The following is a 25885-nucleotide window of genomic DNA, read 5'->3' as shown; positions in this document are numbered from 1 at the left end:
GCCAACGGGCAGAAGTGCCATCAGTCGGGCGAGATGTAGCCGGGGCATATTTCTGGGCAGGGGTCTTTTCAAAGTGGCGGTGGTGTGATTCACCCTGTCGATGTCTCGCGGACGTTCTGGCCTTTTCGATGATGTCGCGTTGTCGGATGTTCGGCGCGTCATTTCGGCTATGTCGGATCAACTTGGAGCTCTTCAGGAAGCTGTAGCGACGCTGACGGCGGAAAAGTCGTCGCTGAAGACCGAGAACGAGGCGTTGAAGGACGAGATCGCGCGGCTGAAGGGATTGCTGCCGCGGCCCAAGTTCACGCTCAAGCTCAAGCCATTGGGGATCGCCTGCGCCCACTCGCGCGCTTCGACGATCCGATAGGCGGGCCAAGGACCGAGGGTATCTTTGTGGATCCGCTTCGACGCAGGGACTCGCCGCGTGTAGCGGAAGATTTTTTTCCCAGAGGGCAGGTATTCGAGCAGAAGCCCGGGGGTCTGGGGATCGGTCAATCGCCCGGTACGAAGCGCGTCGATCTGTGAATCGGCGTCCAAATCGGGACCCCCTGTGATCTTGTCGATAAGCGACTGATGAGTCCGGAGAAAGGGGTGATCGGGTGGGGTCCCGCGTTGGACGCCGATCCACACCAGAGGGGCTGGCAGGCGCGCAAGCAGCTCCATTCATTGGGGGCCTTATTGGGGGCACTTTCTCAAAGCGCTGAAATTAACAAAATGAGATAAAAAGGAAATACTATGGGAATTGGATTCCCCTCACCTCCAGCTAAGCCACAGAAATTCCTGTTTTTTTGGTTTTGCCGTCCATGGAATCGCTGCGAAATTCCATGTCGTGGGAACCCGGCGGGAACTGCTGCGGCGCGGGCACCAAATGTTGCAATCAATCTGCTGGCGAGAGCTCGACGCCATATAGGGCATGGTGCGTAAGGATGAAGAGCGTGCGGCCCTTCTCGCCTCCGACGAGCAATTGCAACGGCCGCGCCGGCACGTCGATGCGACGGACCAACTTGCCGTCGGCGGCGTAGACGAACACCTGCCCGTTCGCGACATAGAGGTTGCCGGCTGCGTCGCGCGCGACGCTTTCCCCGCCCCGCTCGGCGGCGACGCGCAGTGTCGTAACGCTGCCATCCGGACCGACCACGCCGCTATAGGTGCGGTTCTCCGAACTGTTGGTCAGGAATACGCGCTCGTCGGGATGGGCGGCCACGAGCCCATAGGCATCGAGCGAATCCGACCAGCGCCAGTTGCGATAATCGTCGGCTCCCTGATTCCACACGCGGAAGGCGGGAAGCACGAGCGATCCATCGGGCGAAACATATTCCCGCGCCTTCTCGGCGGACATCTTTTGCACGAAGAAATCCGCCAGCGGCGGGAACTGGTATGTCGCGGGATCGATGCGGTCGGCGAATTCGCCATTGGCCCAGACATTGCCGGGCAGCAGCGTCGCCGATGCGTCGTGCGGCACGGCCGGGGTGGGCGCGATCAGCTTCACGTCGGCGGGCTTGGCCGGATCTACGCTGTAGACGGTGGCGTCATGGCCCGCCGAGGACAGCACCAGCAGATTACCGGAGCGATCCACCGCCAGGCTGACCGGATCGAGCGGCGCGTCGGCGACGATCGACAGCCCTTCGCGCCGCGACCAGCCATGGATGCGTTGAAAGTGCCGGTCGACGAAATAGAGTTTGCCCTTGGCATCGACCGCGCCGCCCGCGATCGAATAGAAGCCGTCGGCGAGCTTCTCGACGCCGGGCGAGGCTGGCACCCCCGCCGGCATTGCCGCGGCGGGGAGAGACGGCAGGTCGAGCCGGGCGAACTCACGCTCGCGCACTTCCTGGCCGCTGGTCATGTCCTTGATGGCATTTTCGAACGGAAACTTTCCGGCGCGCAGATAGGTGCCGCACCCCTTGTCGTCGCAGCTCGCAAAGCCGCTCTCGCCGTTCACATGCAGGTTGCGGAAACGGATGTCGGCAGAATTGGTCAGCCTTACTGCGGCATCCATCGGCTTGATCGAGCGGGTGACGCGGTAGCCGTGGTAATTGGCGAACAGGATGTTGCGCGAATTGCGGAACTCGGTCGAGGTCGCATCGACGCCATCAACGACTTCCTGTTCGGTCTGTGGCGCGAGAAACTCCCAATTTTCGACATGGTCGAGCACGATCTCCGAGCGGTAGTGATGCTCGGCCGACAGTTCGTAGACATGCCCTGCCGTCTTGGTGCCCGACACGTAGAAACCCGCCTGGGCCAGCGTGTTGGGCGACCAGATTGCCGCGAAGGTGCCGCCGCCGCCATCGGTGACCCAGATGCTGGCATGCTGGCCATCGAAGCGCGCGCGCGCGTCCCCGAAACCGATCGGGCTGCCCTTGGTCAACAGGGTGCCGCCGCCGCCCTGGATCTTGACGTCGTTGACCATCGACGCCGCGCCGGCCTTCCACAGCAAGGCGGTGGCGCGCGGATTGACGCCGCCGGTCCACAGGCCGAGCCCCGAGACGATCGCGTCGCCGCCGCGCGCGCTTTCGAGCAGCGCTTTGGCGCCGCCGACCCCCCTATAGGCGGGCGTCTCGTCGGGCAGGTACAGGTGCGTAAGGCTTGGATGCAGCGCGATGAGGACGCTGTCGGGACGCAATCTGATCGTGTCGGTAACGCGGTAGCGCCCGATCGGGAGATAGAGCACGCGGTGCGTATCGACCGCGCGCTGGAGCGCCGCAGTATCGTCGGTCGCGTCGTCGCCCGCCACGCCGAGATCGTGGACATTGATCCAGTCGCTGACCGGTGGCAGCGCGGCAATGGCAGGTTGGCGCCGTGCCGGCATGCGCGCGAGCGGCACTATCGTCACATCGGTGGCGAACGCACCGATCGTGCCCAGCCCGGGCAGTTTCAGGCCGTGGGAGAAGTCGCTGACGCGATATTGCCGGCCATTGCCGGCCACCGTCCTGCCGCTGTCGCGAAAGCGCGCGAAGACCGGCGTGTTCACCGCGAGCGCGTTCTCGAAGCCAATCTGGGTGAAGACGCTGTTCTCCTCGGAGATCAGCACGCCCGCATGCGACACATTCTCGAACCGGACATCCTTGCCCCACAGCGAGTCCGAATAGCCGCGATCGATCTCAATCCCGATCGGCACGTCGCGGATCGCGACGTTGACCAGCGTCAGGTCGACCTCATGCTCGCGGATCGCGGCGTCGCGCTGCCCCTCGAAATCGGAATCGAGCAGCGTGAACTGCCACGCCGGCGACGTCTTCTCCGTGAGAATGCCATAGCGGCCGCCATGGAAGTGCAGATCTTCGGCCTCGTTGCCGGCCTGATAGATCCCGGCCAGTCCCGATCCGAGGCGGAAATCGATGTGGCGCAGGAAGCCGTGCTGCGCGACGCGAAAGCGCACCGCGACGGCACCCGCATTGCCGGCGCCGATCTCGAAATCGACATTCGACAGGGCCGAATAGAAGGTGCCGGAATTGGCGTCGGCGATCCCCTTGTCGAACGGCACGCTGGTCGGCGGCGGCACGGGCACCGTACCGACGCGGTATTGATCCTCGCCGGTGAAGCTGACCATCGCCGCGACGCCCGTGGCGAAGCCGGCGGCATTGTCACCGAGAATGATGACGGGCCTTGTCGCGCCGACGCCGAACACGCGCACCGCCGGTCGCACTAAGATCGTCCGGCTGATCCGGTAGCGACCCGATGGCAGAAAGACCACGCCGCCGTTCCCGCCCGCCGCCGCCGCGTCGATCGCGCGTTGCAGCGGGACGCTGTCGTCGGCGCGTCCGTCGCCGACGCCTTTGACGATGACCGCCTTCGGGTCGTTCGGCAGGCTGCGATAGACCGAGGTCGATCCGGCGAGCGCCGGGACGGGCGCGAGCAGCAACGCCGCGCACGAGAGGCGAAACACCCTCATCTTCATTCTCCCGATCCAACCATGCGATAACGTCGCCCTGCGTCCTTCACGCGCGGAGCACCGCGCGCCGGATCGTGATCAGGACGTGAGCAGCGTGAGCGACTGTGCCGCGATCGCGACCTGCGTGCGATTGCGCACGTTGAGCTTGCGCATCAGCGCCGTCATATGCGCCTTCACCGTTGCCTCGGCGATGCCGAGGTCGAACGCGATCTGCTTGTTGAGCTGGCCCAAACGGACACCGCGCATCACCTTGAGTTGGGTCGGCGTCAGCCGCACCGGCGCATCGGCCGCCGCCATGACATAGGGCAGCGCGACCGGCGCGGTCATGTCCCGATGAGAATTCTGGGCGTTCGCCGTCATGTCATCCTCGCTCCCTTGGCTCTTCCGCCTGTCGTGTCGCGGATCGCTCGCGTAACCTGATCCGGTCCCGTTCCGGTTTTTCCAGAATCAGTTGGACAGGTTTCAGTATGTTCGTCAAATATGCCCCGGATCAAGCCTTTTCTGTAGTGCGACGTAAATATCTGTCCTACAGGTTGCGCAGGACCGGGAGATGAATCGACCGCCGGAACAGGGGAGGACGGCGATGCCGGAAGCGTTTGAACGTCGTGCACTGCGGCTCGGGTCGCGACGGTGAACGGTGCCGATCTCCGCCTGGTGATGGCCGCGGTCGCCGGCATCGCGCTGGCGATCCTGATGATCGTGCGCGGGCGCCTTCACCCCTTTATCGGCCTGCTGTGCGGCGCCTTCGCGGTCGGACTGCTTGCCGGCCTGCCGCTCGCCGATACCGCCAAGGCAGTGCAGAAGGGCGTCGGCGACATTATCGGCGGCACCGGGCTGGTCGTCACGCTCGGCCTTTCGCTGGGCGCCATGCTGCATCTGTCGGGCGCGGCGGCCTCGCTCGCCACCGGCGCATTGCGGCTGACCGGGCGCAAGGCCGCGCCCTGGGTGACGCTGGTGGTCGCGATCATCATCGGCCTGCCGTTGTTCTTCGAAACCGGGCTGGTGCTGCTGCTGCCGATCGTGGTGGCGGCGGCAAAGGCACTGCCCGATGATGGCGACCGCGACGGCGCCAAACTCCGACTGATCATGCCGGCGCTCGCCGGCCTGGGCGTGGTCCATGCGCTCGTCCCGCCGCATCCGGGGCCGCTGCTCGCGGTCGAGGCGTTGCACGCCAATCTCGGCCTGACGATGCTGTATGGCATCATCATCGCGATTCCGATCGCGATCCTGGCGGGACCGGTGCTGGCGCGCTTCACGACGCGCGGCGTCACGCTGGTCGAACCCGTGCTTGAAGATCCCGTGCTCGACCTGGCGCCGCCGCTGCGCAGGGTGTCGCTGTTCATCGTGCTCCTGCCGGTCGTGCTGATCGCGACGGGCGAAATCGGCAAGCTGGTGCCCGGGCTCAAGGATTCGACATGGCTTGCCGCGGCGGCCAATCCGGTCCTTGCGCTGCTCGTCACCAACCTCCTTGCCCTGCCGCTGCTGTTCGGTCGCAGGCTGAGCGAGGCGACGATCCAGGACGCGGTGTGGCACGAGACGATGGGCGCGGCCGGGGCGATCCTGCTCGCGATCGGCGCGGGCGGCGCGCTCAAACAGGTATTGGTCAGCGCGGGCCTGTCCGACCTGCTGGCGCGCGTGGTGATGATGTACGCCATTTCACCGCTGCTGCTCGGCTGGCTCGTCGCGGTAGCAATCCGGCTCGCCGCCGGATCGGCGACGGTCGCGACGATTACCGCGGTCGGGATCATGCCCGGCGTGGTCGCGGCATCGGGCGCGTCACCCGAACTGGTGGTGCTGGCGATCGGTGCCGGCTCGGTCTTTTTCAGCCATGTCAACGATCCCGGCTTCTGGCTCGTCAAGGGCTATGTGGGCACGAGCACGCCCGATACGTTCCGGACCTGGTCGATGCTCGAAACCGTGATTTCGGTGGCCGGACTCGCCATGGTGGCGGGGCTCAGTTACATTGTCTGACCCGCGGCACCGTCCGCGCACCGGCGTCGAGAGGTCTTTCGTGCAAGAGGGAAGGCTGGCGGACCGCGCGTACACCGCGATCGTCCAGATCATCAATAATGACGACCTCGCCGTCGGGGACCGGCTGCCGTCCGAGGCACGGCTGGCGGAAACCTTCGGCATGTCGCGCACCATCGTGCGCGAGGCGCTGGTCCGGCTCGCCGCCGACGGCATCACCGAGGCGCGGCGCGGCGCGGGCTCCTATGTCAAGCGTCGGCCGTCGGAACGGCTCGGCTCGCACATGCCGTTGCAGGGGCTGGCGGCGACGCTCGGCACCTATGAAGTGCGTTTCGTGCTGGAGGCCGAGTCCGCGCGGCTGGCGGCGCAGCGTCGCTCACATGAACAGATGGAGGCGATCGAGTCCGCGCTGGCCGCCCTGCGCAAGGCGCTGCTGTCCAGCGCGCCCGCGCATGACGAGGATTGGGTGCTGCACCGCGCGATTGCCGAGGCCACCGGCAACAGCGCCTTCGTCGCCATTTTCGATCACCTGCAGGAGGAAGTCATCCGCATCCTGCGCGCCGGAGTCGATATTTCGCGCTCGCGCCCCCCCGAGGTGATCGGCGCGATGATGGACGAGCATGATGCGATCGTCGATGCGATCCGGGCGCAGGATGCGGACGGCGCGGCGCTGGCGATGCGCTGGCATCTGTCGCAGGGCCGAAAGCGACTTATGCCGTAATCAGCGTGCGTACAGCCTGACAGCGTTTCGCGCCCAGGCTAGCGCATCGGCGCACAACGCCTCGGCCGGGCGATAGGCGGCCAGCGTGATCGCACGCTCGTCCGCAGCCGGTCGCTCGAGCGCCGCGAACTGGCTGTCGATCAAGCTCGGCGGCATGTAATGCCCACCCCGTTCGGCGAGGTGCGCGGCAATGTCGTCGCGATCGCCGTCGAGCAAGACGAACAGGAGCGGCACCTTCGCCGTCGTTTCGAGCCGCTCGCGATAGGATCGCTTGAGCGCCGAACAGGCCGCAACCGCAATGCCTTCGCGCACGACCGCCGCGCCCACCGCGCCGCCGAGCCGGTCGAGCCACGGCCAACGGTCGGCGTCGGCGAGCGGCTGGCCGGCACGCATCTTGGCGATGCTCGCCGCGGCGTGAAAATCATCCCCGTCAAGGGCCGGGCATGCGAGGTGTGCCGCGAGGTGAGCGGCCAGCGTCGATTTTCCGCATCCGCTGACCCCCATCACGACGATCGCGGAAGGCGGCAGGCCGGTCATGTCCCGCTGAAGTGGCACCGCGCGTCCTCGGCTTTCGTTGGCGTTCGCGCGCGGCTTCGGCCACGCATCCGGAAGCGGTGCTATTGGATGCGCGGCGGCCTTTGACCATTGCGACCTTTGTCGCAGTCGCCGCCACGCGTGCTTGCGCCTATCCGCGGTGATATCCGGCACCGCGATGCCGAGATCACGTGAAAGGTGGAGAGCGATGGCGGCCAGGGCAACGAGCAGAATCGCGGGGTGTCTGATCGCCGCGACGCTGCCGACCGGCGCGGTCGCCGCCGCACGGCCGACGCCATCGGTTTCGGTCTTCGCGACGGCCCCGAACGACCCCCGTGCGGTACTGGTCAAGGCGCGCGGCGATGGCGTGACCGACGACACCCCCGCGATCCAGGCGGCGATCGACGCGGCTGCGGCCAAGCCGGGCGGTGGCATCGTGTTCCTGCCCGCGGGCCGGCATCGCCTTACCCGCACCATTTACATATGGCCGGGCGTGCGCCTGTTCGGCGTCGGCAAGACGCGGCCGGTGCTGTTGCTCGCGCCCGCCACCCCGGGCTTCCAGCGCGGTGTCGGCAGCATGGTGTTCTTCACGGGCAACCGCCCCGGAACGCCGGGACCTGCCGGTGTCGTCGCGAACAAGGTGCCGGTGCCGCCGCCGACCAGCGTGCCCTTCGATCCGGCGATTGCCGATGCCAATTCGGGCACCTTCTATTCAGCGCTGTCGAATGTCGACTTCGAGATCGGCGCGGGCAATCCCGCGGCGACCGCCGTGCGCATGCACACGGCGCAGCACAGCTATCTCAGCCATATCGACTTTCATCTCGGCTCCGGTCTGGCCGGCATCTACCAGGTCGGCAATCTCGGCATGGACCTGCGTTTTTTTGGCGGGCGCTATGGCATTCTGGCCGAAAAGACCTCGCCTGCCTGGCAATATACGCTGCTCGATTCGTCATTTGAGGGTCAGCGCGATGCCGCGATCCGCGAGCATGAAGTCGGCCTGACGCTCGTCAACGTCGCGATTCGCAAAGCGCCGGTCGGGATCGAGATCGACCCGGGTTATTCGGATTCGCTGTGGGGCAAGGATGTCCGGTTCGAAAATGTCTCGCGCGCCGGCGTGATCATCAGCAACGAAGGCAGCGTCTTCACCCAGATCGGTTTCGACAATGCGCTTGCCAGCGGCACGCCGGTCTTCGCGCGCTTTCGCGACAGCGGCAAGACCGTGGCGGGACCGGCACCGCGCTATCGGATCAAGAACTTCAGCTACGGGCTGACGCTGCCGGCACTGGGCCAAACCGGCCAGTTCGCAACGCAGATCGATTCCGCCCCGCTCGCCGCGCTGCCGCCACTGCGCGCGCCGGCAATCCGCCGCTTCCCGGATACGGCCTCGTGGAGCAATGTCCGCGATCTCGGCGTCAAGGGCGACAATATCGCCGACGATACTGCCGCGCTCCAGCGCGCGATCGACACACACCGCGCGCTCTATTTCCCTGCCGGCTTCTACCGCGTCACCAATACGCTCAAGTTGCGCCCCGATAGCGTGCTGATCGGCCTGCACCCCGGCATGACGCAGATCGTCCTGACCGACGACACGCCGGCCTATCGCGGGGTCGGCGCGGCCAGGGCGCTGATCGAAAGTGCCACCGGCGGCGATGCGATCATCTCGGGGCTCGGACTCTTCACAGGCGGGGTCAATCCCCGCGCGACCGGGCTGTTGTGGCGCGCCGGCGAGCAATCACTGGTCGACGACGTCAAGTTCCAGGGCGGGCACGGCACCGACCTTGCCGATGGCAGCCGCTTCGATCCCTATAACGCCAACCACAGCGCCGACGCCGACCCACGCAAGCGCTGGGACGGGCAATATCCCAGCCTGTGGGTGACGGGTGGCGGGGGCGGCACCTTCAACGGTGTCTGGACGCCCGATACCTATGCGCAGGCGGGGATGTACGTTTCGGATACGACGACGCCGGGCCATGTCTACGAACTGTCGGCCGAGCATCACGTTCGCGCCGAGATCGTGCTCGATCGGGTGCGCAACTGGGAATTCCTCGCGCCCCAGACCGAGGAAGAAGCCGGCGAGAGCCGCAACACGGTCGCGCTGGAAGTGCGCAATTCGCGCAATATCCTGTTTGCCAATTATCATGGCTACCGCGTCACGCGTTCGCTCCAGCCGGCGCCGACAGCCATCAAACTCTATGGCGCGACCGACATCCGGTTCCGCAACCTCCACGTCAACGCGGAGAGCGGCTTTTCCACCTGCGACGCCAATGGCTGCGGGACGTATCTGCGCGCGAGCAAATATCCGTTCGAAAACGCGATCCAGGACGTGACGCGCGATGCGGAGGTGCGCGAGCGCGAGTTCGCGGTGCTCGACGTGACCGACGCGACCGCGCCCGCCGCCGCGCTCACGCTTGCGCCGGTCGAACGGCTCGCCGGCGATTTCCACGCGCTCGGCGGCGGCGCCGTCGATGCAGCGGGCAAACTCTATTTCATCGACCGCCAGGTTCATCGCATCCATGGCTGGTCGGCACAGGAAGGGCTGACCGTCATTGCCGATGCCCCGCTCGATCCCGTGAACCTCGCGGTCGACCGGTCGGGCAACCTGCTGGTCCTGTCCTCGGAAGGGTCCGAGGCGACCGTCTACAGCATCGCGCCCAGCGCGCCGCACATGGTGCAGGTGATCGCGCCGACGCCCGCTGCCGATCGACCGGACGCGCGCATCGCGCTGCCCGGCAGCTTCTGGAACAATGGCGAGTTCCGCGACCAATATGATCCGGCGACCGACCATTTCACCACCCTCACCGAGATGTTCGCGCGCGATGTGGCGGTGCCGACGCGCCGCAACTATGTCTCGCCCGACGGCAGCCTCGCTTTGCCCGCCTATCGCGTCTGGCAGCAGGGACCGGCCAATCATCTCGGCTGGCGCTTCTCCGACACGCTCGATACCCATGGCTGGGTTACCGGCAAATCCGGTGAGCGCGTCTATGTCGCCAACGGCTCAGAGGACCGGACCTATTCCGGGCTATTGGGCGCCGGCGGCGCGGTGACCGACCTCAAGCCCTTCGCCGCGCGCGGCGGCGAGAGCGTCGCGGGGGGGCCCGACGGGCGCGTCTATGTCGCGAACGGCCAGGTGTTCGTGTATCGCGCCGATGGCAGTGAAGTCGGCCGGATCGACGTGCCAGAGCGGCCGTTGCAACTGCTGTTTGGCGGCGCGGACGGGCGTACGCTGTTCATCATCACGCATCACGCGCTCTATTCGGCGCGGCCATAGCACGCTGCCTGCCGCCCTCTTTGCGACCATGGTCGTAGATGAAGGCAGCGTGATGTTCCGGTACAGGCAGGAAGAGAATGGCGCACGGTCTTACCGAGATCGATGCGCCGAAAGACAAACAGGGGATGGATGATGGGGATGATTTCACGTGATCGCGGCGCGCTGACGAGCCTGCGTGTTACCGCTACCAGTATTGCCGCGCTCGCCACCGCGCTGAGCGTCGCGCCCGCCATGGCGCAGGCTGGGCCGGCGCAGTCCGCCAACCTGCCCGCGGCGCCGGCGCCGGAGCCGGACAAGGGCGGCGACATCGTCGTCACCGGCTCGCGCATCACGGCGAGTGGCTTCACCGCACCGACCCCGACGACGGTCATCGGTGAAGAGCAAATTGCCAACAATGCGCAACCCAACCTCTTCAACACGATCGCGCAGCTGCCGTCGTTGCAAGGCTCGACCGGCGCAGCGACGGGTACCTTCAGCACCTCGAGCGGCCAGCAGGGGCTCAGTTCCTTCTCGTTGCGCGGCCTCGGGGCGATCCGAACGCTGACCTTGCTCGACGGCCAACGCGTCGTCGGCGCCAATGTGACGGGCGTGCCCGACATCAGCATGTTCCCGCAGCTGCTGGTCAAGCGCGTCGACGTGGTGAACGGCGGCGCGTCGGCGTCCTACGGCTCCGACGCGGTCGGCGGCGTGGTCAATTTCATCACCAACACGCGCTTCGTCGGCTTCAAGGCCAATGTCGAGGGTGGCATCACCCGCTATGGCGACGACAAGCAGGCGCTTGCCCAGGCGGCCTGGGGCACGGCACTCTTCGATGACCGGCTGCACCTGATCGCCAGCGGCGAATATGACCATGAGGACGGTGTCGGGCCGGGCGATTTCGGCACCGACCTTGCGGGCAGCCGCAACTGGTATCGCGCCTCGACGCTGGTCAATACCGGCCAGGCCAATAACGGCCTGCCGCAGTTCAATTATCGCGACTATGCCCAGCCCTATCAATATGCCCGCTACGGCCTGATCAACAACGGCCCGCTGCAAGGCATCGCGTTCGACCAGAACGGGGCGCCGTACAATTTCAATTACGGGTCGAATGGCACGCCCACCGGCACCGGCGGCGTGACGGGGTGCTTCCCCGGCAACGCCTTTTGCGTCGGCGGCGACCTGAGCGGTGCGCCGGGCTCGGGCGCGTCGCTGAAATCGTCGCTGGAACGCATCAACGGCTTCGGCCGGATCGGCTTCGACTTCGCCGAAAACAACGAGATCTACCTGACCGTCAATGTGGCGCAGGTGAAGACCAGCAACCAGCCGAGCCCCGGCTACAACCGGCCCAACCTGACCGTCCAGTGTGCGAACCCGTTCCTGCCGCAGCTGGTGCGTGACCGCTGCGCCACCGCCGGCATCACTCAGTTCAACTTCGGCACGAGCAACGGCAATTTCCCCGATCCCAGGGTCTCGACCAATCGCCGGCAATATCGCTTCGTCGGCGGATTGAAGGGCAAGTTCGATCTCGGTGGGACCGACTGGCATTATGACGCCTATTACGAGCATGGCACGACCATCTCGGACATCGACGTGGACGACATCGTCCTGCAGAACCGTTACGTCGCCGCGACCAACGCGATCACGCTGAACGGCGCGATCGTCTGCGCCGATGCGGGTGCGCGCGCGGCGGGTTGCCAGCCCATCAACATCTTCGGCAATGCCACGCCATCGGCAGCGGCGCTGGCCTATGTCACGCCCGCCAACGGCCCGTTCCAGCACACCAAACTGACGCAGGACGTCGCCAGCCTCAACTTCTCGGGCCAGCCGCTCAATCTATGGGCGGGGCCGCTCTCGGTCGCCTTTGGCGGCGAGTATCGCCGCGAGTTCTATACCGTGAACGCCGATCCCTACGGCGCGGGCGTCTCTACGATCAGCCCGAACAGTGCAGCTTATCCGGTCGATCCGCTGCTCAATTCGAGCCTGGGGAGCAACTGGGCGGCCGGCAACTACAAGAATGGCGGCGGCAAATATGACGTTTATGAAGGGTTCCTCGAACTCGACGTGCCGCTGTTCAAGGGTGACTCGATCGGCCGAGCGAACCTGAACGGCGCCGCGCGCGTCACGCATTACAGTACGTCCGGCACGATCTGGGCATGGAAGCTCGGCGGCACCTGGGAGACCCCGCTCACCGGCCTGCGGCTGCGCGCGGTGACCTCGCGCGACGTGCGCGCGCCCAATCTGTCGGAGCTGTACGCCGCACCGACCGTCACCACGCTGCCGAGCTTCAACGACCCGTTCCACAATGTCGCGGTGCAGGCGTTCCAGAACACGGTCGGCAACCCCAATCTGAAGCCCGAGACCGCGCGCAACACCGAAGTCGGCATCGCGCTGTCGCGTCCGTCGTTCCTGCCGGGGCTCAGCATTTCGGTCGATTATTACAGCATCAAGCTGAGCGGCGTGATTTCCACGCTCTCGGCGGCGCAGATCGTTCAGTTCTGCAAGGACGGGCTGCAGACCTTCTGCGGCGGCTTTGTGCTCGACAGCCCGGTGCAGGGCGGGAACTTCATCAACGTCCAACCGTTCAACCTCGCCTCATGGAAGACCAGCGGGTTCGACATCGAGGCGAGCTACCAGTGGCGCCGGCCGCTCGGCCTGCCGGGCAACTTCACGATCCGCGCGCTGGGCACCAATGTCCGCGAATTCCTCGTCGCGGCGGGGATCGCCGGCGTCGACACGGTCGATCAGGCCGGCGCCAATACCGGCAACACGCCGCATTGGAAGTGGCTTGCGACGCAGACCTATGACACCGAGCGGTTCAGCATCACGCTGCAGCAGCGTTGGTTCTCGGACGGCGTGTTCGGCAACCAATATGTGGTGTGCACGACCGCATGCCCGGCATCCACCGCGAACCACCCGACGATCGACTTCAACAAGATGAAGGGTGCGTTCTACTTCGACATCGGCGGTACGCTGAAAATCACCAAGGGCATCGGCGCCTACTTCAAGGTCGACAATGTGTTCGATCACGATCCCGCGCCGGCGCCGCAGACCAATACCGGTCTCGACGTGAACCCGGCGCTCTACGACACGCTCGGCCGCATCTATCGCGTCGGCGTGCGCGTGACGTTCTGAAGCATCGACTGAGTCCCTCCTCCGAGTTGGCGAAGGTCGTGGCAATCGCGCTGTTCCGGGCTGCAGGATGCGGCCCGGCGGTGTGCGGCGGAACCCTCGCCAACTCGTTTTTTTTGGGGCGGGCCCATGTCAATGCGCGCTACGCGCCACATTGGCAGATCGCCGGCGGACCTAGAACAGGATGTTATCGGTTTGAATCGCATCCTGCTCTATAATCCTTTGTTGTCGCGGGATTTGTAGCGAAAAATCGGTTCCCACATTTTTGCATCCCGCGCTAGGGGCGGGCCTCGGCGAGTTGGGTTCTGCTTCGGCTCATTGACGAAGGCGGTACGGCTTTGGCAAGCCGCGACCGGACACCGCGCTGGCTACCGCCGATCGTAAACTTGCCGGCCTGTTCGGCCAGGAGCGTCACTTCGTTGGAGAGATTGCGCGCGGCGGCCGAGGTCTCTTCGACCATCGCCGCATTCTGCTGGGTGGCATGGTCCATCGCGCCGACCGCGCTACTGATTTCGCCGACCGCGGCCGATTGCGCACCGTTATCGGTCGCCATGCCGGCGAGCAGCTTGTGGACCTCGCCGACATCGCCGGAGATGTTCGCCAGAGCGCCATCGACCTTCTGCACCAGGTCGACCGCTGCGACGATGTCGGTCTGCGTCGCGGTAAGCTGCTCCCGCGCACGGCCGGCTTCTTCCTCGGCACGCATCGCCAGTGCCGAGACCAGATCCGCAACGACCGCAAAGCCACGCCCGGCCTCACCGGCCCGGCCTGCTTCGACCGCGGCGTTCATCGCCAGCACGCGGGTCTGAAAGGCGATCTTGTCGAGCCCTTCGATCACGCCATCGATGCCCTTGGCGCTCTCCGCCACGCGCCCCATCGCCTGGACCGCCTCATCCGCGATCGCGCGTCCGCTCGAGACGGTCGTGATTGCGTCGTCGGCGCGATCGACCGTGCGCCCGGCGGCAAGCGTGGTTGCCTTGAGCCGCTCGCTCATCTGGGCGATCGCGGCGGAGGTCTGTTCAAGGCTTGCGGCATTGCTCTCCGTGCGCCGTGCGAGATCCTCCGACGCCGTCGCGATCTCGCCGGCGCCGCTGTGGATCGTCGTCGTGCTCTCGGCAACCGAGCCGATCAGCGTGCGGAGATTGCCGACTGCTTCATTGTAGCTGTCTTCAAGCGCGGAAAAGTCGGACGGCAATCCGTTCAGATCGCGCGACACGTCGCCCGACGCAAGCATGGCAAGCGCGCCTGCCAGCGTCTCGATTGCCGCTTTCCGTTCGACCTGGGCCTGTTCGAAATAGATCGAAACCGACAGGTCCATATCCAGCAGCGCCGCCTTGACGATCGCGATGCTCGCATCGCGTGCGCTCGCGGTACGGAACAGTTTCATCAGGCGGCGCAGTGGCGAATGCTCCCGCGCGATACCCTTGAGCAGTTCCTCCAGCACCAGGGCATAGGCACCGATATACCAGCGCGGCTCGAGTCCGATTCGCGCATGGACCGATCCGACCCGGCGAACACTCGCATGGAACTCGTCGTCGAAACGACCCCCCGCTATACGCAGCCAGTGGGCCTCTTGCGCGGCGCTGGCGCGGGCCATGTGCGCATCGTCCTTGAAGAAGGCGCTGGTGGCGGGAGTAATACGCGCCTGCGCATAGAAGCGGGCGAGCGCACTGCCGATGATCTTGCGGACGAATGGCTGGAGGCCGGCGAGCTGGGCGCGTTGCGCGTCGCCGATCGCCATGAAGGCGAGCCGCGTGCTGATTTCAGGGTTCGACATGGGATCCGGTTCCTCCTCGGTTCGGAGGTCTGCTCCGGGGCCAACGCGCTCTTTTTGATCTTGGTTAATTATAGCGCGGCGGCGCATGTGAGCGCGCCAGCATGGAAATATAAGCTGTTTGGCGCGCCTGCGTTTTTTTGAATGACGGGGGCACGTGCGACCGCCGTGACGCGCGGAACCGGAACAACGGTTGACGGCAATTCTATCGTGACATATATTTCTGTCATGACAGAAATTGCAGTCGAGTCGCCAGGCCTGCCTCCCGCCATCGAGCAGTTCGTGCTGCGCTGGGGTGACATGGGCGGGCAATGGGGCGTCAACCGCTCGGTCGCGCAGATCCATGCGTTGCTCTATGTCGCGGAACGCCCGCTGACCGCCGAGGACATTGCCGACACGCTCGGCATGGCGCGCTCGAACGTCTCCAACAGCATTCGCGAGCTGCTCGCCTGGAAGCTGATCCGCCGCGTCCCGATGCTGGGTGACCGGCGTGACCATTATGAGGCCGAGACCGACCTGTGGCAGATGGTCAGCCGCATCGCGCAGGGGCGCAAGGAGCGCGAGATCGACCCTGCCGTCGCGGCGCTGCGCCATGTGCTCGATGCCGCCGAGGGCGATACGCGCGTCGGCAATGTCGCGCGCGCGCGGCTCCACGAATTGCAGGGTTTCGTGACGACAATCGATGGCTGGTACGATCAGATGCTGACCGTCCCGCCGGCCAAGATCATGGCGCTGATCAAGCTCGGTGCGCGCGTCGTGAACCTGCTCAGCTTCGGTCGGGGCAAGGCGACGAAGGCACCGCCCGGTTGAACATTTGCCTGTAAATTTCTCTTTCAACAGAAATATCTGAAAGAACTTCGAAGGGACGGGACATGATCGCGACCAGCTTCGTTCGCAGTATACCGACCAAGCACGACAGACCCACACCGGGGCAGCGGGGCGAGGTCGCCCGGCTCGATAGCCGCTTCCGCGCTTTGCTCGGCGCGGCGGCATGGGCGCAACTGCCCGCCGCGGTGCGCGCGCGCTTTGCGCACCGCGCCGGCGACGATGTGGTAACGAGCTACACCGGCGCCGTCGTCACGTGCCGCATGAACCGTGCCGGCTGGCTGCTCGCCCAGGCCTGCCGATTGATCGGTGCGCCGCTGCCGCTGGGTCGCGACACGGGGATGCCCGCCGCGGTGGTGGTGACCGAGGATGGCGCCAGCGGGGGCCAGCACTGGACGCGGCTGTACGGTCGGCCACGCGGCTTTCCCCAGGTGATCCGCAGCACCAAGCGCTTCGTCGGCGTGACCGGGCTCGAGGAATATCTCGGTGCCGGCTTCGGCATCGCGCTGCGCGTCCGGGCCGACGCGACGGCGCTGCACTTCGACAGCGATCATTACTTTCTCGCGCTCGGCGCACGCCGGCTGCGCCTGCCGCGCTGGATCGCCCCCGGGGCGCTGACGATCAGCCATATCGATCGCGGCGGCGGCGCGTTCGATTTCGTGCTGGTCCTGCGCCATCGCTGGCTCGGCGAGCTGATCGAGCAGCATTGCCGCTTCCACGATTGCCCTGCCGGTCCCGCAGCGGGGAGTCTGGCATGACCACTTTGTTATGGATCGCGCTCGCGGCGCAAACCCTGATGGGGGCGTTCGATACGATCTGGCACCACGAAGGAAGCGAGCGGCTCGCCTGGCGGCCCGCCCAGGCGCGCGAGCTGCGGCTGCACGGCGTGCGCAATCTGATCTACGCGGCGCTCTTCGCGGTGATCGGCTGGCGCGAGCCGCATGGCCTTGCCGCCTGCGGCCTGCTCGTCCTGCTGGCGATCGAGCTGGTCATCACTTTGTGGGATTTCGTCGAGGAGGATCGCACACGCCACTTGCCTGCCAGCGAGCGCGTTACCCATACCCTGTTGACGCTGAATTATGGCGTGGTGCTGGCGATGCTCGTGCCGCTGTTGCTCGGCTGGGCGACGCAGCCGGGCGCGTTCGTCGCGGTCGATCATGGTGTGTGGCGCTGGCTCGCCACGCTCGCCGGCGCGGCGGTGGCGCTGTCGGGCGTCCGCGATCTCGCGGCGGCGCGACGCGCGGTCCGGTTGCTCGCCTCCGACCCGGCGTCGCTCGCTGCCGGCCTGTTCGGCCATTGGTCGGTGCTCGTCACCGGCGGCACGGGCTTTGTCGGGCGCCGGCTCGTCGCCGCGCTGGTCGCCGCCGGGCATGAGGTGACGGTGCTGACGCGCGACCGGGCGACAGCGGCGCAGCTGCCGGCACCGATCCGCATCGTCACCGCGCTCGACCAGATCGCGCCGGAGACGCGGATCAACGCCATCGTCAATCTCGCCGGCGCGCCGATCGCGGCCCGCCCGTGGACGCTCGCGCGGCGGCTTCACCTGGTGCGCTCGCGCGTCGCGATGACGCGCGCAATCGTCGCTTTCGCCGCGCGGCTGGATCGTCGGCCCGATGTGCTGATCAGCGGCTCGGCGATCGGCTGGTACGGCCTGCACGGCGACGCCTTACTCGACGAACGCAGCGCAGGGCGCGAATGCTTCAGCCGTCGCCTGTGCCTCGCCTGGGAGCGGGCAGCGTCGGGCGCCGGCGATCACGACATCCGCACCGTGCTGTTGCGGACCGGGCTGGTGCTCGACGGCGAGGGCGGCATGCTCGCGCGCCTGCTGGCGCCGTTCGAATTCGGCCTTGGCGGGCGGCTCGGCAGCGGGCGGCAATGGATGAGCTGGATCCACCGCGACGACCTCGTCCGCCTGATCGTCCACGCGATCGCGCGCCCCGACCTTGCCGGGCCGCTTAATGCCACCGCGCCCACCCCGGTCACCAATGCGCACTTTACCGCGGCGCTTGGTCGCGCCCTGCATCGACCGGCGATCCTGCCGGTGCCGGCCGCGCCGCTGCATCGCCTGCTCGGCGCCTTCGCCGACGAGCTGCTGCTCGGTGGTCAGCGCGTCGTGCCCGCGGCGGCGCTCGCCAGCGGCTTCCGCTTCGTCTATCCCACCATCGACGCCGCGCTGGGGGCGATCGTCGGTAACCGGCGTTTCATGTCGACCGCGGCACGGCCGATACCGACGACGCTGGCGACAGGAGCATCATGATCCCGCCCTTCGATTTCATCGGCCGCAAGGCCAAGCAACGCCTGGTCGGAGAGGTGCGCGCGCTGTTCAACGATCAGGACCGTGGCGAGAAACCCGTCGCGCGCCGCGAAGACGGACTGTTCGGTCCGCAATCGGTGGTGTGGCGCGTGCACGGCGACGTCACCTCGATGATGGTCGGTGGCGTCACCGCGCTGCTGCTGCAGATGCTCCATCCGGCGGTGCTCGCCGGGGTGTGGGACCACAGCAATTTCCGCACCGACATGATCGGCCGCTTGCGACGCACCGCGCGCTTCATTGCGGTGACCAGCTATGGCGGTCGCGACGACGCCCTGGCCGTCATCACGCGGGTGCGTGAGGTCCATGATCATGTCCGCGGCACCTTGCCCGACGGCACTGCCTATACCGCCAATGATCCCGCGCTGCTCGCCTGGGTGCATGTCAGCGAGGCGGTGAGCTTCCTCGACGCGTGGATCCGCTATGCCGAGCCGACGATGCCGATGCACGACCAGGACCGTTATTTCGCCGAAATGGCGATGCTCGGCGAGATGCTCGGCGCTGCGCCCGTACCGCGCAGCCGCGCCGAGGCGATGGCGCTGATCGCCGACTTCCGTCCCGCGCTATCGGTCACCGATCGCACGCGCGAGGTCGCCCGGCTGGTGCTCGACCAGAAGGCGCGCAGCGCCGCTTCGGCGCCGGTCCAGGCGATGACCTTCCAGGCCGCAGTCGACCTGCTGCCGGCATGGGCGCGGGCGATGCACGGGCTGCACGCCCCGGTGCTGACGCGGCCGCTGGTGCGCGCCGGCACCTATGGTGTCGCGAAGACGCTGCGCTGGGCATTCAGCTGAACGAGGCCGATCGCGGCGTTCGTGCGTTGGCGCGGGAATGACCCGGCTTTTTCATGTCAGCGACGTGCATTTCGGTGCCGAGGATCCGCTCGCCATCGCCTGGTTCGATGCGCTGGTGAAAGCCGAGTGTCCCGATGCGGTGGTCATGACCGGCGACCTGACGATGCGCGCGCGCTCGGCGCAGTTCGCCGCCGCCGCCGACTGGCTGCAACAGCTCGGCGTGCCCGTCACGGTCGAGGTCGGCAATCACGACCTGCCCTATTTCAACCCGTGGAAGCGGTTCGTCAGACCCTATCGCCGCTATGCGGCGGTCGAGCGCCGCGCCGAACGCGCGCTCGATCTGGACGGGGTGGCGATCATACCGCTCAAGACGACCGCACGCGTTCACTGGCGGATCGACTGGTCGAAGGGCCATGTCGCGAAAAGCGCGCTCGCCGAGACGCTCGACCGTATCGCCGCGCTGCCGGCGGGGAAGACGGTGCTCGTCGCCTGTCATCACCCGCTGATCGAATCCGGCACGCGTTCTTCGGGGCGGACGCGCGGCGCCCGTGACGCGCTGCACGCGCTGGCCGGGGCAGGGGTCTCGGCGATCCTCAGCGGGCATGTCCACGACCCGTTCGATCTCGTGCGTGAGGTTGCCGGGCATGCCATCCGCATGATCGGCGCCGGTACGTTGTCGGAGCGCGTGCGCGATACGCGGCCCTCGTTCAACGAGATCCGCGTCGATCGCGGCGCGTTGACCGTCGTGCCGCGCGTGATGGGCTGATCAGCGCAGCCAGCGCAGCATATGCGGGAAGGGGGCCACGCCGCGCGCTTCGGCATCGCGCTGCGGTACCGCCATGCCCCAATATTCGAGCATCGGCGTTCCGACGTAGCCGCCGTTCGCGAAATTGTCGGCAAGGTAGCCGCCGCCACCGCGATAGCCATGATCATGGAAGACGAGCTTCGGGTCGATCCCGGCGGCGAGCGCTGCGGCATAGGACCAGGCGATCGTCGCCATTTCCTCGGCCGGGTCGCTGCTGACATCGCTAAGCGTCGGGCGGAGCGCCGGGTCGGTCACCGCGATATGGCCCGCCTCGTGCAAGAGGTCGCCCGGCCATTCCAGCCGCGCGGGATCGATCACCAGCGCCCCGTCGGTCACCGTCATCGCCGGCAGCGCGGTCTGACCCGCGACCGGCGCGATCACGACCGGGATGCCGATGTGATCGAGAAAGGCGAGGATCGCGCGGGCGTCGGGGCTGTCGAAGGACATGATGCCTCCTGCCTCGGCGGCACGACCGACCGCAAGCCCCTTCACCGCTAAAACAGGCTGGGATGCGCGCCCGCGCTCGGTGCGTGACCCTCGATGCCGAGCAGCAGCGCCTTGGCGTCCAACCCGCCGGCAAAGCCGGTCAGCGCGCCGCTCGACCCGATGACGCGGTGACACGGCGCGATGATCGAGATCGGGTTGCGCCCGTTCGCGGCGCCGACCGCGCGGCTTGCCGACGGTCGACCAATCTGCCGCGCGATCTCGCCATAGCTGCGCGTCTCGCCGAACGGGATGGTCAGCAACGCCGCCCACACGCTCTTCTGGAATTCGGTGCCGCGGAAATCGAGCGGGACGGTGAACGCCGTCAGCGTGCCGGCAAAATAAGCGGTGAGTTCGCGGGTGGCGTGGCGAAGGATAGGGTCGTCATCGCCCTCGACCATCGTGCCGAGCCGGACGCGGTCCGGATCGTCATCCTGCCACAGGATCGCCGTCAACCCGGTCTCGCTCGCCACCAGCGTGAGTTCGCCGACCGGCGAGGGCATCGTCGTGAAGCGCAAGGTCATTGCTCGTCTCCCTTCATCATGCCGGCCTTTTGGCTGAACCAACGCGCGGCGGCTTCCCGTCGCTTGCCATCAAAGCCACGCTGGCGCCGCGCAACGAAAAAGGGCGGCCCGTTGCCGGACCGCCCCTTTTCGTTCGCGTGAAAGCGAAAAAGCTTAGCGCTTCGAGAACTGGAAGCTGCGACGCGCCTTGGCCTTGCCGTACTTCTTGCGCTCGACCGTACGGCTGTCGCGGGTCAGGAAGCCTGCTGCCTTGACCGGTGCGCGCAGGATCGGCTCGAAGCGGGTCAGTGCCTGGCTGATGCCATGCTTGACCGCGCCGGCCTGGCCCGAAAGCCCGCCGCCCTTGACGGTGCAGATCACGTCATACTGGCCGGTGCGCTCGGCAACGCCGAACGGCTGGTTGATGACGAGACGCAGCGTCGGACGCGCGAAATAGACTTCCTGGTCGCGACCGTTGATCGTGATCTTGCCCGTGCCCGGCTTGATCCAGACACGTGCCACGGCGTCCTTGCGACGACCGGTCGCATAGGCGCGGCCGAACTTGTCGAGGATCTGCGCGCGCAGCGGGTGCGGCTCGCGTGCCGGGGCCAGCGGGGCGGCGGGGGCATCGCTGCCGGCATCGGCGGCGGCGACCGGAGCGGCCGCTGCCTGGTTGGCCAGATTGGCCAGGTCGGAAAGGGACTGACGGTTGTCGGACATTACACGCCCACCTTGTTCTTGCGGTTCATGGCACCGATATCGAGGACTTCGGGGTTCTGCGCTTCGTGCGGATGCTCGCTGCCGGCGAAGATGCGCAGGTTGCGCATCTGCTGGCGGCCCAGCGGGCCACGCGGGATCATGCGCTCGACGGCCTTTTCAAGGACGCGCTCGGGGAAACGACCATCGAGCACCTTGCCCGCGGTAATTTCCTTGATGCCGCCGGCATAGCCGGTGTGCTTGTAGTAGATCTTGTCCTTGAGCTTGTTGCCCGTGAACGCGACCTTCTCGGCATTGATGACGATGACATTGTCACCGCAATCGACATGCGGGGTGAAGCTCGTCTTGTGCTTGCCGCGCAGCACGTTGGCGATGATCGACGCGGCGCGACCGACCACCAGGCCCTCGGCATCGACGATAAGCCATTTCTTCTCCACCTCGTGCGGCTTGACCGACTTGGTGGTCTTCATCAGCGCCTTCATGGGGCCAGACCTTTTTTGCTCGAGGCGCTCGCGCGCCTGCTTTCAAACGACACGCGCCGCCCCGGGCGGGACGGCGCTGTTGGCGGGCTAATGTCGCCGGAGCTCGTGAAAGTCAAGCATATCGGCGGGTTTCACGACGGGTATTGGGATACCATCGGCTATTCGCTGGTGGAATTCTGCGCCCAATCGGCCGCCGATGCGTCGGTTTCGACCGTCCAATGCTCGATCACCGGCACGTCGTAATCGTGCAGCGCCGCGATCCGCGCGCGCAGGGCAGGGGCCGCCGTGATGCTCGTCTTGAACAGCACCGCGACCTCGTCGGCCTGCTCGATCGCGCCATCCCAGCGATAGATCGAGCGCACCTGGTCGAGCGTCGCGCAGGCGGCGAGGCGCTCGCCGATGACGGTGCGCGCCACCAGCTCGGCGCGGGCAGTGTCGCCGAAGGTGGTGCGAACCAAAGCGATCTCGCTCATCGGGCCAACCGCCCGGTCGCATGGGCGCCCCACACCGTCGCCGCGACGAGCAGCGCGCCGGTCAACTGGTGGAGCGCAGCCAGCGTGATGCTCACATCGGTCATCACCGTCGCGATGCCGAGCAGGATCTGCGTGCCGAAGGCGATGTGGATCGCGCGCGACGCGGCGCGATCGCTGCGCTTCGCGACGCGCGCCAGCACGACCAGCGCCGCGACTGCGGCCCAGGCCCACCAGCGATGGATGAAATGAACGATCGCCGGATCGTCGACCAGCGCGGCGAGTAGCGGTCGCGGCTCGGTCTCACCGGGGAAGAAGGTACCGTTCATCAGCGGCCAGCTGTCGCTGACGCGCCCGGCGCGCAGGCCCGCCATCAGCGCGCCGTAAAACAGCTGCACGAACAGTACGACCAAGGCCACCGCACCGACCAGCGTCAGGCGGGCGGGGCGGGCGGTTGCGTCGCGGTCGAGCGCGCGCAAGTCGAGCGCGGTCCAGATCATCCCGCCCAGCGTGAACAAGGCGGTCAGTAGATGCGCCGCGAGCCACAACGGGGCGACCTCGGTGCGTGCCGACAGACCCGATCGCACCATCAGCCAGCCCAGCGCACCCTGCAGGCCGATCAGCGCGAGCAGCGCGACCAGACGCACGAGATAGCCCTTGGGCACCCGGCGCCGGACCGCGAACCATACAAGCGGCAAAGCAAAGGCCAGGCCGATGATCCGGCCGAGGAAGCGGTGGAGATATTCCCAGAAGAAGATTGCCTTGAACCCGCTCAGCGTCATGCCCTGGTTGAGCGCGGCATATTGCGGAATCTCGCGATAATGCGCGAATTCGGCCTGCCACTGCGCATCAGTCAGCGGCGGGATGATGCCGGTGATCGGTTTCCACTGCGTGATCGACAGGCCCGACTCGGTGAGCCGGGTGATGCCGCCGACCACGACGATCGCGAGGATCAGCGCGGCGACGAAGAACAGCCAGTTGGCGACGACACGCGGTCGGGCGGGGGTGGCGAGCGATGAGGCCTGGAGCATGCCGCGCCTCTAGCCGCTGGCGGCGGGCGCGTCGACTCGGCAGCGGGCGCCCTTTCGTGAAGTCGGCAGCCGACCCTCGCCAAGCCGAACAGCCGAATGAATTCACCACATGAAAGTGCGCGGGCGATGGTTTATTTGTTCGGTGAATCGATTCGTGAGGGGGAATTCGATGAAGCGCTGGGCCGTTTTGCTTTTGTCGGTGGTCGTCGTTGCTTCGCTCGATGGCTGTTCGCAGCGACCGGCGCATGTTCTTCAGGTGGAGGACAATAAATGGCTGCCTGAACCGGGCTATAGCTGGATCCCGCGGTCGAGGGCAATTGGGTGCCGGCCGACGGCTATGTCTGGAACAGCAATGGCGACATGACGAAAGGCGTGCACTGGCAGCCGGGCATCAAGAGCAGCGGCTTTCCCAATGTCTTTGCCGCCACGGATGCCGATCACTGGGTACCCGCCGATGGTTATCGTTGGCGCTCGGAGTCGCCGACCGAGATGCGCGTCGACTGGAATCCCGGTCAGGCAAGCCAGACCTACGCCCATATCGCTGCCAGCCCGACCGAAGGTTCGTGGCTGCCCCAGCCAGGTTATGCCTGGTCGACGCCCGGCCAGTTGTCGGCGGGGGGCTGGACGCCGGGCGTTCGACACCCGCTCTATAGCCATGTCACGGCGGCGCAGACCGAGGGCTATTGGGACGCCGACCCCGGCTACACCTTTACGATCACCGACAGTCTGGCGAGTGCCACCTGGACGCCCGGGCAGCCGAGCCCGAGCTATGCCAACCTCGTCTCGGGAGCCGATGAGGGTCGATGGGTTCCCGCCGAAGGGTACCGGTTTGCCAACACCGACCCCAATGATTTCACCGTCGTTGCGTCCGACGATGGCAGCAGCGGGTTCGACAAGTTCATGCGGGTCGCGGTCCCGGTCGTCGCGGCGATCGTCGCGAACAGCTACGCGCAACCGCAGAGCAACGACTCGGCCTTCCAGCGCGGCTTCATCCGGCCTGCCGCCGCCGCGGTGCGCGACGAGAGCATCAAGGAGGCGATCCGTCAGGCGCAATAATGCGCGATTCATCTAGCATATTCGTCGATGTTATATTGTAACCCGCCACCATCTATGCCACATAGCGCCCGCAATGACGGCGCATGTCCATAACCATTCCCCCGCTTTCCACTGGCTGGAAGCGCGCTTCGATCGATTCGCGATCGGGCTGTCGGGGCTGTGTGCGATCCATTGCGTCGCCAGTTCGCTGCTGCTGGCGCTGGCCGCCTCGGCCGGCGGTTTGCTCGATCCGCGCATCCATGAAGTCGGGCTGAGCTTTGCCATGCTGTTCGGCATCGTCGCGCTGGGCCGCGGCGTGATGAGCCATGGCTATATGCTGCCGGCGGTGGTCGGTTCGGCCGGGCTTGGCATGATGGCGGGCGCGATCACCATGCCGCATGACGGCGGCTATGAGACGGTGTGGACCCTGCTCGGCGTCGCAATCCTCGCGCTCGGCCACGATCTCAATCGCCGGGCGACTTACTGATCGCTCCGCTTACCGATCGTTCTCTTGTGATCGGCCTCCACCGCGCCTAGATTCCCTAGCATGGCCTCGCATCAGCACAAGCATTACGAACCGCAGGGCGCCGACCTCGCCCGCGCCGCGCAGGCGACGCTCGAGCGCGCCGGCGAGCAATGGACGGCGATGCGCGCCCGCATCTTCGAAACCTTGACCGGTTTCGACAAGCCGGCCTCGGCCTATGACATTGCCGAGGCGGTGTCGAAATCGGAAGGGCGGCGCGTCGCCGCCAACAGCGTCTACCGCATTCTCGACCTGTTCGTCGGCGCGAACCTCGCGCGCAAGGTGGAGAGCGCGAACGCTTATGTCGCCAACGCCCATCCCGACTGCGAGCATGACTGCATCTTCCTGGTATGCGACGAGTGCGGCCAGACCACGCATCTCGACGACGACCATATCACCAAGGGAGTGCGCGCGGCCGCAATCGCGGCAGGGTTCACGCCCGAACGACCGGTGATCGAAGTGCGCGGCAAATGCGCCGAATGCGTCGGTTGAGGAACGCCTGATTTCGTCCCCGTGCCGGGGGCGAAAGTTGTTAGGCCGTGTTGACAAAGGGGATTCCCAATAGCGGCAGTATCTGATTCAGGGTGGCTTTTGGGAGGCTGCCTTGATCCGTGGTTTGATGAGCGACGAAGAATGGAGCTGCCTTAAGC

The 25885-nt window shown here is 66.3% G+C and carries 23 protein-coding genes; 12 read left to right on the top strand and 11 right to left on the bottom strand.

The features are described 5' to 3' along the window. Positions 1-192: 192 nt before the first annotated feature. The 3 genes from U1839_RS21095 to U1839_RS21085 all read right to left on the bottom strand — a co-directional run bounded on the left by U1839_RS21095 (position 193) and on the right by U1839_RS21085 (position 4213). The gene (locus U1839_RS21095) at positions 193-663 is read right to left on the bottom strand and encodes an Arm DNA-binding domain-containing protein (RefSeq protein ID WP_332805547.1); all 471 of its coding nucleotides are present in this window, start codon (positions 661-663) and stop codon (positions 193-195) included. Positions 664-877: 214 nt separating this feature from the next. After that, positions 878-3886, bottom strand: coding sequence for a glycosyl hydrolase family 28-related protein (locus U1839_RS21090; protein WP_332805546.1), 3009 nt, complete (start codon positions 3884-3886; stop codon positions 878-880). A gap of 78 nt (positions 3887-3964) precedes the next feature. Beyond that, a complete protein-coding gene (locus U1839_RS21085) occupies positions 3965-4213 on the bottom strand; it encodes a helix-turn-helix domain-containing protein (protein WP_332805545.1) in 249 nt (82 codons plus the stop codon). Positions 4214-4516: 303 nt separating this feature from the next. Between U1839_RS21085 and U1839_RS21080 the strand changes: the two genes are divergently transcribed. Together U1839_RS21080 and U1839_RS21075 are read left to right on the top strand one after the other, a co-directional pair. After that, positions 4517-5857, top strand: a complete 1341-nt coding sequence (locus U1839_RS21080) for a GntP family permease (protein WP_332805544.1) — start codon at positions 4517-4519, stop codon at positions 5855-5857. A 40-nt stretch (positions 5858-5897) separates the two neighbouring features. After that, on the top strand, positions 5898-6575 hold the full coding sequence (locus tag U1839_RS21075) for a FadR/GntR family transcriptional regulator (RefSeq protein ID WP_332805543.1): 678 nt from the start codon (positions 5898-5900) through the stop codon (positions 6573-6575). Here the strand turns inward: U1839_RS21075 and U1839_RS21070 are convergent, their stop codons facing one another. Next, complete coding sequence (locus U1839_RS21070) at positions 6576-7130, bottom strand: gluconokinase (RefSeq protein WP_332805542.1); 555 nt, start codon at positions 7128-7130, stop codon at positions 6576-6578. 187 nt (positions 7131-7317) lie between these two features. Between U1839_RS21070 and U1839_RS21065 the strand changes: the two genes are divergently transcribed. Further along, positions 7318-10377, top strand: coding sequence for a glycosyl hydrolase family 28-related protein (locus U1839_RS21065; RefSeq protein ID WP_332805541.1), 3060 nt, complete (start codon positions 7318-7320; stop codon positions 10375-10377). A 138-nt stretch (positions 10378-10515) separates the two neighbouring features. Then, complete coding sequence (locus tag U1839_RS21060; protein ID WP_443030649.1) at positions 10516-13488, top strand: TonB-dependent receptor plug domain-containing protein; 2973 nt, start codon at positions 10516-10518, stop codon at positions 13486-13488. Positions 13489-13762: 274 nt separating this feature from the next. Here U1839_RS21060 and U1839_RS21055 read toward each other — a convergent pair whose 3' ends face one another. Beyond that, the gene (locus tag U1839_RS21055) at positions 13763-15262 is read right to left on the bottom strand and encodes a methyl-accepting chemotaxis protein (RefSeq protein WP_332805540.1); all 1500 of its coding nucleotides are present in this window, start codon (positions 15260-15262) and stop codon (positions 13763-13765) included. A 225-nt stretch (positions 15263-15487) separates the two neighbouring features. Between U1839_RS21055 and U1839_RS21050 the strand changes: the two genes are divergently transcribed. From U1839_RS21050 to U1839_RS21030, 5 genes are all read left to right on the top strand, one after another. Next, positions 15488-16069 carry a GbsR/MarR family transcriptional regulator gene (locus tag U1839_RS21050; protein WP_332805539.1) on the top strand — a complete coding sequence of 194 codons (582 nt, stop codon included), beginning with the start codon at positions 15488-15490 and terminating at the stop codon, positions 16067-16069. Positions 16070-16131: 62 nt separating this feature from the next. Then, positions 16132-16842, top strand: coding sequence for a DUF4166 domain-containing protein (locus U1839_RS21045; protein WP_332805538.1), 711 nt, complete (start codon positions 16132-16134; stop codon positions 16840-16842). Beyond that, complete coding sequence (locus tag U1839_RS21040; RefSeq protein WP_332805537.1) at positions 16839-18341, top strand: TIGR01777 family oxidoreductase; 1503 nt, start codon at positions 16839-16841, stop codon at positions 18339-18341. The genes U1839_RS21045 and U1839_RS21040 overlap by 4 nt, the downstream gene beginning before the upstream one ends. Continuing rightward, on the top strand, positions 18338-19186 hold the full coding sequence (locus tag U1839_RS21035) for an oxygenase MpaB family protein (protein WP_332805536.1): 849 nt from the start codon (positions 18338-18340) through the stop codon (positions 19184-19186). The genes U1839_RS21040 and U1839_RS21035 overlap by 4 nt, the downstream gene beginning before the upstream one ends. A 37-nt stretch (positions 19187-19223) precedes the next feature. Further along, positions 19224-19952, top strand: coding sequence for a metallophosphoesterase family protein (locus U1839_RS21030; RefSeq protein WP_332805535.1), 729 nt, complete (start codon positions 19224-19226; stop codon positions 19950-19952). Here the strand turns inward: U1839_RS21030 and U1839_RS21025 are convergent, their stop codons facing one another. From U1839_RS21025 to U1839_RS21000, 6 genes are all read right to left on the bottom strand, one after another. After that, a complete protein-coding gene (locus tag U1839_RS21025) occupies positions 19953-20438 on the bottom strand; it encodes a hypothetical protein (RefSeq protein ID WP_332805534.1) in 486 nt (161 codons plus the stop codon). A gap of 47 nt (positions 20439-20485) precedes the next feature. Further along, complete coding sequence (locus U1839_RS21020) at positions 20486-20998, bottom strand: methylated-DNA--[protein]-cysteine S-methyltransferase (RefSeq protein WP_332805533.1); 513 nt, start codon at positions 20996-20998, stop codon at positions 20486-20488. A 153-nt stretch (positions 20999-21151) separates the two neighbouring features. Continuing rightward, positions 21152-21697, bottom strand: a complete 546-nt coding sequence (gene rpsI / locus U1839_RS21015) for a 30S ribosomal protein S9 (protein ID WP_332805532.1) — start codon at positions 21695-21697, stop codon at positions 21152-21154. Further along, a complete protein-coding gene (gene rplM / locus U1839_RS21010) occupies positions 21697-22176 on the bottom strand; it encodes a 50S ribosomal protein L13 (RefSeq protein ID WP_332805531.1) in 480 nt (159 codons plus the stop codon). Before rplM ends, rpsI begins: the two co-directional genes overlap by 1 nt. A gap of 158 nt (positions 22177-22334) precedes the next feature. Then, positions 22335-22649, bottom strand: coding sequence for a divalent-cation tolerance protein CutA (gene cutA / locus U1839_RS21005; RefSeq protein ID WP_332805530.1), 315 nt, complete (start codon positions 22647-22649; stop codon positions 22335-22337). After that, a complete protein-coding gene (locus tag U1839_RS21000) occupies positions 22646-23677 on the bottom strand; it encodes a COX15/CtaA family protein (protein WP_332805529.1) in 1032 nt (343 codons plus the stop codon). Before U1839_RS21000 ends, cutA begins: the two co-directional genes overlap by 4 nt. Positions 23678-23998: 321 nt before the next feature. Here U1839_RS21000 and U1839_RS20995 point away from each other — a divergent pair, with 321 nt between their 5' ends. The 3 genes from U1839_RS20995 to U1839_RS20985 all read left to right on the top strand — a co-directional run bounded on the left by U1839_RS20995 (position 23999) and on the right by U1839_RS20985 (position 25727). Then, positions 23999-24733 carry a hypothetical protein gene (locus U1839_RS20995; protein ID WP_332805528.1) on the top strand — a complete coding sequence of 245 codons (735 nt, stop codon included), beginning with the start codon at positions 23999-24001 and terminating at the stop codon, positions 24731-24733. Positions 24734-24806: 73 nt separating this feature from the next. After that, on the top strand, positions 24807-25199 hold the full coding sequence (locus tag U1839_RS20990) for a MerC domain-containing protein (protein ID WP_281128272.1): 393 nt from the start codon (positions 24807-24809) through the stop codon (positions 25197-25199). A gap of 60 nt (positions 25200-25259) precedes the next feature. Continuing rightward, entirely contained in the window at positions 25260-25727 is a 468-nt protein-coding gene (locus tag U1839_RS20985; RefSeq protein WP_332805527.1) for a Fur family transcriptional regulator, read from the top strand. Positions 25728-25885: the final 158 nt, after the last annotated feature.

Source organism: Parasphingomonas halimpatiens, from assembly GCF_036663795.1.
Taxonomy (GTDB): domain Bacteria; phylum Pseudomonadota; class Alphaproteobacteria; order Sphingomonadales; family Sphingomonadaceae; genus Sphingomonas.
The sequence above is the reverse complement of the archived record's forward strand: the minus strand, read 5'-3'. Positions and strand labels throughout refer to the sequence as shown.

Bases quoted from the DNA above. Each gene is read 5' to 3' on its own strand.
- U1839_RS21035 (WP_332805536.1), top strand. From the start codon at position 18,338: ATGATCCCGCCCTTCGATTTCATCGGCCGCAAGGCCAAGCAACGCCTG.
- U1839_RS20985 (WP_332805527.1), top strand. From the start codon at position 25,260: ATGGCCTCGCATCAGCACAAGCATTACGAACCGCAGGGCGCCGACCTC.
- U1839_RS21055 (WP_332805540.1), bottom strand. From the start codon at position 15,262: ATGTCGAACCCTGAAATCAGCACGCGGCTCGCCTTCATGGCGATCGGC.
- U1839_RS21060 (WP_443030649.1), top strand. From the start codon at position 10,516: ATGATTTCACGTGATCGCGGCGCGCTGACGAGCCTGCGTGTTACCGCT.
- U1839_RS21085 (WP_332805545.1), bottom strand. From the start codon at position 4,213: ATGACCGCGCCGGTCGCGCTGCCCTATGTCATGGCGGCGGCCGATGCG.
- U1839_RS21030 (WP_332805535.1), top strand. From the start codon at position 19,224: ATGACCCGGCTTTTTCATGTCAGCGACGTGCATTTCGGTGCCGAGGAT.
- rplM (WP_332805531.1), bottom strand. From the start codon at position 22,176: ATGAAGGCGCTGATGAAGACCACCAAGTCGGTCAAGCCGCACGAGGTG.
- U1839_RS21025 (WP_332805534.1), bottom strand. From the start codon at position 20,438: ATGTCCTTCGACAGCCCCGACGCCCGCGCGATCCTCGCCTTTCTCGAT.
- U1839_RS20990 (WP_281128272.1), top strand. From the start codon at position 24,807: ATGACGGCGCATGTCCATAACCATTCCCCCGCTTTCCACTGGCTGGAA.
- rpsI (WP_332805532.1), bottom strand. From the start codon at position 21,697: ATGTCCGACAACCGTCAGTCCCTTTCCGACCTGGCCAATCTGGCCAAC.
- cutA (WP_332805530.1), bottom strand. From the start codon at position 22,649: ATGAGCGAGATCGCTTTGGTTCGCACCACCTTCGGCGACACTGCCCGC.
- U1839_RS21020 (WP_332805533.1), bottom strand. From the start codon at position 20,998: ATGACCTTGCGCTTCACGACGATGCCCTCGCCGGTCGGCGAACTCACG.
- U1839_RS21045 (WP_332805538.1), top strand. From the start codon at position 16,132: ATGATCGCGACCAGCTTCGTTCGCAGTATACCGACCAAGCACGACAGA.
- U1839_RS21040 (WP_332805537.1), top strand. From the start codon at position 16,839: ATGACCACTTTGTTATGGATCGCGCTCGCGGCGCAAACCCTGATGGGG.
- U1839_RS21090 (WP_332805546.1), bottom strand. From the start codon at position 3,886: ATGAGGGTGTTTCGCCTCTCGTGCGCGGCGTTGCTGCTCGCGCCCGTC.
- U1839_RS21050 (WP_332805539.1), top strand. From the start codon at position 15,488: ATGACAGAAATTGCAGTCGAGTCGCCAGGCCTGCCTCCCGCCATCGAG.
- U1839_RS21095 (WP_332805547.1), bottom strand. From the start codon at position 663: ATGGAGCTGCTTGCGCGCCTGCCAGCCCCTCTGGTGTGGATCGGCGTC.
- U1839_RS21000 (WP_332805529.1), bottom strand. From the start codon at position 23,677: ATGCTCCAGGCCTCATCGCTCGCCACCCCCGCCCGACCGCGTGTCGTC.
- U1839_RS21065 (WP_332805541.1), top strand. From the start codon at position 7,318: ATGGCGGCCAGGGCAACGAGCAGAATCGCGGGGTGTCTGATCGCCGCG.